Source organism: Pontibacter rufus, from assembly GCF_015694705.1.
GTDB lineage: Bacteria > Bacteroidota > Bacteroidia > Cytophagales > Hymenobacteraceae > Pontibacter > Pontibacter rufus.
Genome location: NZ_JADQDR010000004.1, coordinates 352,681 through 364,787, shown reverse-complemented (window position 1 = coordinate 364,787; position 12,107 = coordinate 352,681). Strand labels below are relative to the sequence as shown.

Annotated in this window: 8 protein-coding genes; 2 read left to right on the top strand and 6 right to left on the bottom strand. The window is 47.1% G+C overall.

Annotated features, from left to right (window positions below; all coding sequences use genetic code 11):
* Positions 1-32: 32 nt before the first annotated feature.
* Positions 33-620 (top strand): TMEM175 family protein, encoded by a 588-nt coding sequence (locus I2I11_RS09540; protein ID WP_196267450.1) that lies wholly within the window; start codon positions 33-35, stop codon positions 618-620.
* Between the two features lie 155 nt (positions 621-775).
* Here I2I11_RS09540 and I2I11_RS09535 read toward each other — a convergent pair whose 3' ends face one another.
* Complete coding sequence (locus tag I2I11_RS09535; protein ID WP_196267449.1) at positions 776-2,311, bottom strand: SulP family inorganic anion transporter; 1,536 nt, start codon at positions 2,309-2,311, stop codon at positions 776-778.
* Between the two features lie 340 nt (positions 2,312-2,651).
* Positions 2,652-3,344: a phosphoribosylformylglycinamidine synthase subunit PurQ gene (purQ, locus tag I2I11_RS09530; protein ID WP_196267448.1), complete on the bottom strand. Its 693-nt coding sequence runs from the start codon at positions 3,342-3,344 to the stop codon at positions 2,652-2,654.
* Positions 3,345-3,476: 132 nt separating this feature from the next.
* On the opposite strand from purQ, the gene I2I11_RS09525 reads away from it, so the two are divergent.
* Complete coding sequence (locus I2I11_RS09525; protein ID WP_196267447.1) at positions 3,477-4,358, top strand: YicC/YloC family endoribonuclease; 882 nt, start codon at positions 3,477-3,479, stop codon at positions 4,356-4,358.
* 260 nt (positions 4,359-4,618) lie between these two features.
* Here the strand turns inward: I2I11_RS09525 and I2I11_RS09520 are convergent, their stop codons facing one another.
* From I2I11_RS09520 to I2I11_RS09505, 4 genes are all read right to left on the bottom strand, one after another.
* Entirely contained in the window at positions 4,619-5,875 is a 1,257-nt protein-coding gene (locus I2I11_RS09520; RefSeq protein ID WP_196267446.1) for a T9SS type A sorting domain-containing protein, read from the bottom strand.
* 540 nt (positions 5,876-6,415) lie between these two features.
* A complete protein-coding gene (locus I2I11_RS09515) occupies positions 6,416-7,687 on the bottom strand; it encodes a M28 family metallopeptidase (RefSeq protein ID WP_196267445.1) in 1,272 nt (423 codons plus the stop codon).
* Between the two features lie 243 nt (positions 7,688-7,930).
* Positions 7,931-11,182 carry a DNRLRE domain-containing protein gene (locus tag I2I11_RS09510; protein ID WP_196267444.1) on the bottom strand — a complete coding sequence of 1,084 codons (3,252 nt, stop codon included), beginning with the start codon at positions 11,180-11,182 and terminating at the stop codon, positions 7,931-7,933.
* A gap of 539 nt (positions 11,183-11,721) precedes the next feature.
* The gene (locus I2I11_RS09505; RefSeq protein ID WP_230680011.1) at positions 11,722-12,099 is read right to left on the bottom strand and encodes a VanZ family protein; all 378 of its coding nucleotides are present in this window, start codon (positions 12,097-12,099) and stop codon (positions 11,722-11,724) included.
* Positions 12,100-12,107: the final 8 nt, after the last annotated feature.

Genomic DNA, 12,107 nt, shown 5'->3' with positions numbered 1-12,107 from the left:
CAACCGTAAATCCAGGATTCCAAACCGAAAATATGCGTAAAGGACGATTAGAAGCATTCAGCGATGGCGTGCTGGCTATCATCATCACCATTATGGTGCTGGAAATAAAAGTACCCCATGGCAATGATTTCAACGCCTTGAAGCCTTTAATTCCGGTTACTGTCAGCTACATCTTAAGCTTTATTTACGTAGCCATTTACTGGAACAACCATCACCACATGCTCTACACGGTGAAACAAGTAACCGGCGATATTTTGTGGGCGAATCTGCATTTGCTCTTCTGGCTATCGCTTATTCCATTCGTGACAGGCTGGATGGGCGAAAATCATTTTGCTGCTGCTCCGATGGCGCTGTATGGCGTCGTACTCTTTATGGCTTCCATCGCTTACTGGGTTTTACAAAACCGTATTATAAAGAACAACGGACCGGATTTTATACTTACCAAGGCTATAGGCAAAGATATAAAAGGGAAAATATCCCCCGTCCTTTATTTCACAGCTATTTGTTCTACTTACTTCAACCCCTGGGTTGCCGGCAGCATCTACGTTCTGGTAGCTTTTATGTGGCTGATTCCGGATAAGCGGATTGAAGTTATTCTGCAGCATGAAGCTGAAGCGTAGTTACTCCAGCACAGAAAATGCCAAAGCCTTTAGCCAAACTCGCCGCCAAAGTATAGCAGCCAGGCCGTTCCTAATTTTATACTTCCATCAGTATACTATAACCAAACAAAAGAGCTCCTTGTAAAGGAGCTCTTTTGTTTGTGAATCGGATTGCTTTATGCCAGCCTGTCCGTTACCACCGCATAATGCGGGTCTTCCATGATGTTTACTTCTACCATGTTGCCTGCTTTTTTGAGGAGGCGGCGGCAGTCTTCGCTCAGGTGGCGCAAGTGCAGCGTTTTGCCGGCGTTCAGGTAGCGTTCTGTGAGTTTGTTTACCGCCTCAATGCCGGAGTGGTCAGCCACACGCGATTCTGCAAAGTCCACTATCACCTCATCAGGGTCGTTGGCTACATCAAATTTATCGAGGAAGTTGGCGGTGGAGGCGAAGAAAAGCGGGCCGTAAATCTCATAATGCTTCACACCTTTGTCGTCCACATACTTGCGGGCGCGGATGCGCACGGCGCTATTCCAGGCAAACACCATGGCCGAGATAACCACACCAATGGCCACAGCAATAGCCAGGTCAAAGATAACCGTCAGCACCGAAACGGCTACGAGCACGAAAGCATCGGATTTGGGGATTTTACGGAGTATACGGAAACTCGACCATTCAAAAGTGCCAATGGCTACCATAAACATCAGGCCGACCAGCGCTGCCAGCGGCACCATCTCAATCAGGCTGGAAGCGAACAGGATAAACACCAGCAGCATCACACCCGCCGTAATACCCGACAGGCGCGTGCGGCCTCCGGAAGTCACGTTAATCATACTCTGGCCAATCATCGCACAGCCGCCCATACTTCCGAAGAATCCTGCCACAACGTTGGCCAGGCCCTGCGCCGCCGATTCCTGGTTGCTGCGCCCGCGGGTCTGGGTAATCTCGTCTACCAGCGTTAGTGTCAGCAGCGATTCCAGTAAACCAATGCCGGCAAGTATAAAGGCATAAGGGAAAATGATTTTAAGCGTTTCTAAATTGAAGGGTACTGCCGGAATATGAAATGCCGGGAAGCCGCCACCCACAGAAGCCATATCACCTACGGTGCGGGTGTCCAGGTTAAAGCCAATTACAATAGCCGACACTACCACGATGGCTGTAAGTGCTGCCGGCACGGCTTTGGTGAGCTTGGGTAGTAGGAAAATGATCGCCATGGTAAGCACCACCAGCCCGAGCATGGTGTAAAGCGGTACGCCAGCAATCCAGGAGACGCCAGTGTCATTCAGTTTGGGCACTTTAAACTGCCCGAACTGCGCCATAAATATCACGATGGCCAGGCCGTTCACAAAGCCATAAATAACCGGCTCCGGGATAAAGCGGATAAATTTACCCAACTTCAGTAAACCGAACAGCATCTGTAACACGCCCATCAGCACCACGGTCGCAAACAGGTACTCTACCCCGTGGTCCTTCACCAGGCTTACCATCACCACGGCCAATGCGCCGGTGGCGCCGGAAATCATACCTGGCCGGCCACCAAAAATAGAGGTAATCAGGCATACCATAAAGGCTGCATACAAACCCACCAACGGATCTACGCCCGCCACAAAGGCAAAAGCAACGGCTTCGGGCACCAGTGCCAGGGCTACGGTCAGACCTGAGAGAACCTCGTTTTTATAATTGATTTCTTTGAAGTTGATAGAACTATAAAGCATGGAAATATAAAGTATAGGGTGCCACGGACAAGTATAAAATCAGCCCGGGACGCACCTGTGTTAATGCGGAAAGTATATTAAAAGTAGAAAAGGAGAACTTAGACCAAACCGGAACGGCTTGGTAAAGCAGGCGTCACGGTGGAGTGACGGTTAAGAATGGCGTTGCTTTTCTCATTGCAGGTGCAAAGCTAGGGCTTTTAGATCTTACATCAAACCCGGTCTTGTACTTTGTCCACAGCCAAAGCATCTGGTAACAGGTAAAAAGCCCTGCCTGTACGTACAGGCAGGGCTTTTCTATAATTAAGATCCAGGGTCTAATATCTAACGTCTATAGTCTAACTTATGCGTTTACCAATTCCACAATTGATTCGAAAATAGCACGGCCATCAGTGTTGCCCAGTTCCGGGTCTACGGCACGCTCGGGGTGTGGCATCATACCGAAAACATTCTTCTTCTCGTTGCTCACACCGGCAATATTCAGCAGACTACCATTTACATTGTATAGCTCGTGGGTTTCGGCTGCGTTGCTGCTATACTTAAACATGATCTGATCGTTGTCGTGCAGCCGCTTCAGGGTATCCGTGTCGGCGTGATAACGGCCTTCGCCATGCGCCACGGGTATTTTATAAGCCTTGTTCAGGTCCAGCAGGCGCGTAGGCAACAGGTTGGTGGTGGCAGGCTTGATGTATACGTTGTCGCAGATAAACTTCTGGTTAACATTGCGCAGCAGTGCGCCGGGCAGCAAACCGGCCTCTGTCAGAATCTGGAAACCGTTGCAGATACCCATCACGTAGCCGCCGCTGTTGGCATGTTGTACTACCTCCTGCATAATAGGCGAAATGCGGGCGATAGCGCCGGAGCGCAGGTAATCGCCATACGAAAAGCCGCCCGGCAGCAGTATAAAATCACAACCCTGTAAATCGTGGCTCTTGTGCCATAGCTTTACAACTTCCTGTTGCATGCCAATGCTAATGGCATCTACCAAGTCTTGGTCGCAGTTGGACCCCGGAAAAACGACTACACCAAATTTCATTCAGCAAAGGTAAGAATTTTATACATTGACCGTGTACACAAAGCCGGTGTTTTGGCAGCTTTCATGGCAACAGCCGGACAAAAGTGGATATTTATACTTAATTTGCAAAAATATTAATTCTAAAAAGAGCTTATGTTGCAGTCCATGACAGGCTTTGGCAGTGCCCGCCTCGATGCCGACCAGTATTCTATCTCCGTAGAAATCCGTTCGCTGAACTCTAAAGGCATGGATTTAAGCGTGCGCCTGCCCCGTTTTCTGACAGATCGGGAGTATGAAATCCGGAACCTGGTAACCAAAGCATTGGTGCGGGGCAAAGTGAGCGTGTGCATTGATTATACTAAAAACAGGACACAGAAAGCAAAGAATACCATCAACAGGGAATTGCTGCAGGCTTATTACCAGGAACTGAACGAGGCAGCAGATGCAGTAGGAGCCACTAAAAACGAACTGTTCCGGCTGGCGCTGCACATGCCGGAGGTGTTGCAGCAGGATCAGCCGGAAGAAGAAGCCACAGGAGCGGAATGGGAAAATGTGCTGCCGCTCTTTGATCAGGCGCTCCACAATATACAAACTTTCCGGGCGGATGAAGGCAAGGCGCTTACGGCCGAAATTATGTCGTACATCGATAAGATCCGGATTCTGCTGGCCGAGGTAGATAAGCACGATCCCGTGCGGACAGATTTGATACGCAAGCGCATTAAGAGCCACATGCTGGAACTTTCGGGTTCAGACCAATTCGATAAGAACCGTTTTGAGCAGGAGATGGTGTACTATATAGAGAAGCTGGACATTGCCGAGGAAAAGGTACGTCTGGTTAACCATCTGCACTACTTCACAGAAACAGTATACCTGCCCGAACCAACCGGCAAAAAGCTGGGCTTTATTGCGCAGGAAATAGGCCGTGAGATCAACACCATCGGCTCCAAAGCCAACGACGCTACCATACAGCACCACGTAGTAGAGATGAAGGAAGAACTGGAGAAAATTAAAGAGCAGATTAACAACATCCTGTAAGTAAAAGGGCATAAGTACTGAGACATTAGGCACAAGACTTTCATCGTATTCAATGCCTCATGATCAATACTTCACACATTGATGGTGAAAAGTTTAAAAGGTGCGGTTTACTTTGTCCGCTTACCAGGATTATCATTTAAAGTATACCAAAAGCGCCTGCTGCTGATTTTTCAGTGGCAGGCGCTTTTGATAATGGCCGGAAATATCTATGAAAATACTCCCGACCTAATCTTCTATAGTTTTTAAGACAGTCTTCTTATTTAATCCTTACTAAGAAGGAGCTTAATTGTTTTGGTTTCAGAACCACTTACAAGCTTTGCCAGGTATAATCCTTCAACCAGGGAGCTTCCGTCTACCTCTACCTGGTTTACTTCACCTGCTTTGGCTGTACCGGCTTTCAACTGTTTTACCAGGCTACCTTTCATGTCATACAGGTTGATGGTATAACTGCCGGCGTTGGTTAATGTAAATTCTATCGTTGCCTTATCGGTAAAAGGTGTTGGGTAAGCAGATAATTGCTCAGACTGAAGTACCCCAACGCCCTGCATTGCATGGGAGGTCTTAGTCGCTTTGGTACCTCCAAGCGGGCAACCTAAGTTATTTGCTTCATCAAGGTCAGAGGCTACTTGTCCTATCGTTCCGGAATTTCTGAAGGCATTGTTTACGATAGTCTTTACGTCATTTGTAGTATAAGGTGATGCTACTTCGCCGCTGCATGCGTTGAGTAAGGCTGCTACGCCCTGGCGTGCCAGGTTATACTTGCCGCCTCCGCCTAAATTTAAGGCCTGTAGTAAAGTAAGGTTTTTGAGATCTGATGGTGCAGCCGTAAACACTGAACCAAACCGGGTTGAAGTTTGGTAGTTGCTGCACCAGCGGTCGGTGTGATTCTTCCAGTATCCCAGTGTGCATCCTTCGGAACCTGTGCCTTCATCCGGCGGGATGCACGAAAATGTTCCACCAGATGTAAAGGCAATCATGCGCCCCTGTCTGTTATAAAAGTTATTAGATCCGGCAGGGCCCAGGTGCTCAATTATACATCCTTTCACAAAATCAACCTGGAAATAACAATCAGGCACATTTATCTCCATATAAACAGTGCCACCTTTAGTATCAATTGTTTTATAGTCGAATACCTCCTGCTTATCAGCGGCACTTTCAACGAAAACAGCATACGGTGCTTTGTAGCTGACAAGTGAATAAGTGCTGAAGCTTTTGCTTTTTGGCACTGTAAAAACCACTTTAACCTTTTTGCCAGGCTTAACTTTTCCCTGCAGTGTGGTATAAGATATGCCATCTATTATATACCTGACATTCGTAATCTGCGCATTGCTGACAATACACCTGCCATTTTGCGGTAGAATAGCTTTATTGTCAGCGCTTCCGCCAGCATCTGTGTAGTTAGGCTGGATGCCGCGGTTATTTTTGAAACTATAATCGGTATAGCCTGTGGCAAAGCTAACCTGAATGGACAGGAACGCAGCTAAAAAAGTGCATGCGGTAAGTAAATGTTTTTTCATGGTTTTGATATTAGAGTTAATTTATACTTGACTGTGTGCCAGTGCTGCTATTATAGCAGACGTATTGTGTAATTACGTTATAATATGCAAAAAGTAATTTAAATAACCATATATTTTTTGCTTAGCTCAGCATTAAATTGTACTAATTAATCTTATTTAGTTTGTAGATTAAAGAAGGGTTTAAATGTGGATTCAATAAGTCTTAAGCCGTTGTAATGATAAATGAGCTAAATATCTATAATCTTAGATGTTGATGTGCCTTTGATTCCGGAAAAAGGATTGGCAAAATAGTAGTAGAATTGTACTAAAATATTTTATGCCGGGCTAAAAATAAATTAAAAAAGTATATTGAACAGGATGGCTGGTGCCTGAAAATCAGATAAGGTATTTTCTGTAGAATAGGTAACGCAGCTATAAATGAGATGCTGCAACCATGCATCCGCTTCCGTTTAAAGTTGGCAGGCAAATCAGGGATGCAAATCTGTATGATAGATAAGAAAGCAGGTTCTTATACTTGTCCTGAACAGTAAGCTTGCTTGGCTATTCCTGTAGTGCTGCTGCAAAATCAGTCAGCAGCTCAAAAATTTCTGGGAATTTTGTGAGCGGCAGCTGGCGGGCATAGTCGTTTACGTTATGGTAAGCGGCAGTGCCACCCAAAGTATAAAAGAAAAATGCCGGCACGCCCGCTTCAGAGAAGTAATAATGGTCGGAGTTGGCAGCTTTGCCCCGGCTTTTGATTTGCGGCAGATAGCGGCCCCGCCCATTGATGCGTTGCAGCAGATCAAATTCAGGCGCATGTATTTTGCCGTTCACCACCATCATGCCTTCACTGCCGGTACCCAGCAGGTCCAGGTTTACCAGAAACCGGATTTGGGAGAGCGGAAATACAGGATGCTGCACGTAGTAGCGGGAGCCAACCAGACTGGCCTCTTCGGCGGCAAAGGCCATAAATGCAATGCTATACCTGGGCCGGTGCTCGGGTTGCCCGTAATATGCTGCCAGTTCCAGCAGCATGGCCGTGCCACTGGCATTGTCGTTTGCACCCGGAAAGTATACCCCTTTGCCCTGTCCGCCCAAATGGTCGTAATGCGCCGAGAAAACAAGGAAAGAATCAGGATGTATACTTCCTTCTACAAAGCCCAGTACATTTTGCGTGCTATATGCAGGTACAAATTCCGCTTGGATGCTATACCTGACTTTCTGGGCGCCGACAGGCCAGCTGCTTTCCAGCACTTCCAGCACCGGTATATTGCTTTGCTGCTGCGCCACCGTGGTAAGCAGACCTTTTTGCAGCACAATGTGCACTTTTGCCTGTTGCAACTTCTGCTGATATGCTTCCGGTAGTTCGCGCAGCCTTTTCGCCTCCTGCTGCCGGTATACCAATGCATATTTTGTAAGATCTCCGGAGAAGAACTTTCGGGCAGTAGCAGCATCCGAAAAAATAAGCGTGTCCAGCCGCAGCATTTTTGCTTTGCCTATACTTGTAGGAGAGGCTGCCTGTACCACAAACTCTTTCCCAGGTTTTAGTGTCCTGCCATCTACTTTTAAAAGAGGCGTTTCGGTGATGCGGTTAACAGGGAGTGTAAACGTTTGGAAATAACTGTTGCTTGGTGGCAGGGGCGCCAAGCCCGCCGCAGCAAACCTGTCGCGTATATAATTTGCAGCTTTCGTATCGCCCTCAAAAACATAGCCTCGCCCATGCATCGTTTCGGAGGTGAGCGTATCAATGGTTTGCCGCACCCGGGGCATGTTCTGCGCTGATGCCAGGCCACAGCAAAACAGTAGCCAGAAGAGGATATAAAGTCGCTTCATCTGCTAAAGATAAGCAGTAGCTCCTTATTTATAGCGGACATAAAGTATATAGCATAGTAATTTTATCTACAGTTCCTGCAAGTTAAGGCCCCGTAGATAACGAAGGTTGCTTAGCTGTTTAGCGTCTATTCATTGTTCTACCAGATGTTTTTATTTATATAAGGCGGTACTTGCCTGCTCTCCATGTTTAACCATATACACGGAGAGCAGCAAGGGGAAAGTTATCAGGAAGAGGGATGTGGCTTACTGCCGCACCACCCTGAGGATTGTCTGCAGGTTCTGGCCTTTCAGGTGCAGGAAGTATACTCCTGTGGCCTGCATCTGAGCGGAAAAGTCGAACTCCACCTCCTTTGCCGGGCTGGACAGGTTCAGCTCCCCACCAGCTACCTTTGCTCCGAGCAGAGAGACCAGGGTGTATGTGATGTCTCCCTGCACCTGCTGGGGCAACACTACTTTTATTTTGCCTGCATGCGTAGGATTCGGGTAAGCAACTGCGACTGCACTTACCTGATCTGCTACTGCCTTTATACTACTGGAAAGGTTAATAGTCGTTGTATTGGCTACAGTAAAGGAGATGGTAAGTGGTATACCAGGTACGCCTGCATCAGAGGAAGGGATAGCGGTAAGGGTGTAGTTGCCCGGAGCCGGAGACCAGGCGTGGTAATTGCCTGCCTCATCGCCGAAGAGCGCATAGGGAGAACCCAACTCAGTCCAGCTACGGGACTGTTCGCCGCTCAGAACGAACTTCACGTTAATGCCCTTCTGCTGGCTGGTGTTAGCCCGAATGTTGAGCGAGCGGGTAGATAGTGCAGCTAAGTTAACCGTATCCCCATCAGCGAGAGGCAGCAGGTCTTGCTCGTTGCGGGCATTTACCAGTGTAAAGCTTTTCACTGCCAGCTTGTTGACAATGGTGAAGGAGATGGTGAGAGGAGTGCCTTTTGCGCCTGCATTGGTGTAAGGAGTAGCAGTGAGGGTATAGTTGCCAGGAGCCGGAGACCAGGCGTGGTAATTACCGCCTTCATCTCCGAACAGTGCGTACGGATAGCCCAGTTCTTTCCAGTTGCGGGACTGTTGCCCGCTCAAGGAAAACTTTACGTTAATGCCGTTTTTCTGGCTGGTGTTGGCCCTGATGTTGAGTGAACGAGTGGGCAGTGCAGCCAGGTCAAGCGTGTCTCCATCAGCAAGGCGCATCAGGTCCTGCTCGTTTCTGGCGTTCACTAACGTGAAGCTCTGTACAGCTGGTTGCTCAGGATTGGGATTCTCATCCTTTAAAGTATAAATAATACGAAGTGACGGCCGATAAATTTCACTATCCTGCTCCCGTGAAGCAATGAGTTTTGCACTATAAGGAATTTCCTCATCCGGTATTTTTAAAACCCATCCAAAGTTTGAAGAAGAATCATTTACCCATTCCTGCACATCTCCTGTCAGATTGGGAATAACTAAAAAGCCAAGGTTACGAGAGACATTACCTGTGCTTGCAGTAGCATTCGGCTCAAAATCACCTCCTGGCGTTGTCCAGGGAGTGCCGGGGTAAACAGCATGGCTCCAGGTAGATTCCAGCTCGCTCCAGTTTGTTGTTGTTCTATGTAAGGCTACTCCTGTAACGGCTTCACCTGTTCTGATGACATGTAAAGTAAGTATGGCTGAGTCAATGGTGCTTCCTGCCGGAATACTGCTCAGGTCGAAGTGTAACAATGCTCTGTGTAATCTATCTCCACCACTTGATCCTGTTCTCCCGGTACGAAAAACTACTGAAGCTCCATCATTACCCTCGGGAGCTGTGGAGTTGATGGTATTATCTTTATCCGCAGTTATAGTAACGATTCTCTCATTTGATATCACCTGGAAGTTAAGGGTCAAAGCTGTCCCTCTTCCTCCACCATTCTCTGCTTCGCAATATGGGGTGGCGGTAAGTGTATGGGGGCCATTGACAAACTTAGTCTTACTGGTGAAGGTGTATAGGGAGGTGGTATCCACTGCCTCTGTGGTGCTGTCCAAGTTAAAGTTAACACGGCCTACAGCAGCCGGCGCGGTGTTGGCCCGGATACTTAGGTGCTGGGTAGGCAGCATGGTCAGGTCAACGGTGTCTCCCTGCTGCAGAGTCATAAGTTCCTCCTGTGTATCGGCATTAAGTAGGGTGAAGCTGGAGACCGCTTGGCTGCAAGGGTTGTCATCATTATTTAGCTTCACCACCCAGTAATCCGGGCCACCTTTAGAATTTTCAGTTTTGTCCCCGCTGGCATCTGAATCGGAGTAGCCTCCTGCAATATAACTACCGTCGCTGGTCTGCAGTAGAGACTGTAAAATGTCATTACTATTCCCTCCGATAGCTTTATCCCAGGATTTTATACCATCAGGGTTTAATTTTATTATCCAGAAGTCAGTTCCGCTTATGTCGGAATAAAAGTAGCCGCCCAGCAAGAAGCCCCTATCACTGGTCTGCTGTAGAGAAGTAAGTTGATCAGAATAATTCCCGCCAATGGTTTTATCCCATTCTTTATTACCCTCTGCACTCAGTTTCACTATCCAGAAGTCATCAATCCCTTCAGAACCTTCTGTTTTGTCTCCACTGATGTCTGAATTGGAGTCACCCCCTGCAATATAACCACCATCGCTGGTCTGCTGTAGTGACTGTAAATAGTCACTACCATCCCCACCAATGGTTTTATCCCAGGATTTAGTACCATCAGGGTCTAATTTTACGATCCAGTAGTCAAATACCCCTTTAGAATTTTCAGTCTTGTCGCCACTTTTATCCGAAAAAGAAAATCCTCCCAGAATATAGCCTCTATCGTTAGTCTGCTGTAGAGAAGTTAGATGATCAAAATTATTCCCGCCAATCGTTTTGTCCCATTCTTTATTACCATCCACGTTCAATTTCACTACCCAATAGTCAGTAGAAGAACATCCATTTTCATCACAATCATCATTGTTAGATTGAGTTTTATCCCCGCTTTTGTTGGAAAAGGAAGTTCCTCCTAATATATAGCCATCATCGTCGGTCTGTTGCAAAAAAGTTAACTGGTCATCGCTATTCCCACCAATGGTTTTATCCCACTCTTTCTCACCTGCAGCATTTAACTTCACCACCCAGTAGTCAGTGGAGTAGTACCCAGTCTGTTTATTTTCTTCGGACTTATCGCCACTTTTATCGGAATAAGAAGTTCCACCTAATATGTAGCCTCCATCGCTGGTCTGCTGCATAGAAGTTAGCTGATCATCACCATTCCCGCCAATGGTTTTGTCCCAGGCCTTAGTGCCGTCAGCATTTAATTTCACTATCCAGTAGTCATCACCCCCTTTAGAGTCTTGAGATTTATCCCCGCTTTTGTTGGAATTGGAGTATCCGCCCAGCAAGAAGCCCTCATCGGCCGTAGCCACTATGGTTGATAGATCATCACTTACACTACCGCCGAGGGTTTTATCCCAGAGCTTGGTTTGTCCAAGCGCCATAGAAGAGAAGCAGATTAGGGGCAGCAGGGTTAGAGCCATTCGTCTCCACCAGCGGTTAAGCAAGGCCTTGGATGTAGCCTGGTTCAACATCAATAATTGTGTTTTCATATTAATGAAAGATTGTGTGATAAAGTCTTTTCATTTGAGGATACTAGGAAGAGCAAATCCAACCTGCTGCAGAAAGTATGGCAGGTATAGATGGCGGGAAGGAGCAGCTGAAAGAGACTCAGCCATTACGGAGAGCTGTGCAACGACTATAGCTACCTGTTGTGCCTTAACGGCTACAAAAAGGTACATACTATAGTTAATCTATGAAGAGGATGCTTTTGCGTTACCGGGTCATAAAACAATTACATCTATTTGCGTCTTAAAGGAGCTTATAGAATGTCCGTAAACCTGAAAGGCGCTGATTTACAGAGAGAAGGGGCGTATTATATACTACTGTAATAATAAGGAAAAGTATAATAATTATGGAAGTTATTTATCAGGTAAGTGGGGTTTGGGCAGGAGGGGAGAGGGAGACACAGTGGCTTAAAAGCGACTAATGCAAAGAATTATAAGGGAAGATCCGGTAAAACCTACCAGACATAAATCCATTTGAACAGCACAATACCGGCCAGGCAGCCGATGGTGTCAGCCAGCACATCAATGATGTCGCCTTGCCGGCCTGCGATAAAATAGTGCTGCATCAACTCGATGGCGATGCCGAAAATAACGCTGGTAGAAAGAGAAATGCGGATGGCGTAGTGGCGCAGCTTCAGGTAGCTGAACTGCTTTTTCAGCCCCACAATCATCAGGAAGATGAGTATGGTAAAAAGAAAGGCGTGGGCAAAAGAATCAAACGAAAGCAGCGACCAGAGCGATATGTTGGCCGGCATGGAAGCTGAGGGCAGCAATGTCAGCAAAAGGATCATTGCTGCCCACAGCAGGGTAAACAGGTTATAGCGTAATATCAAAACCTATC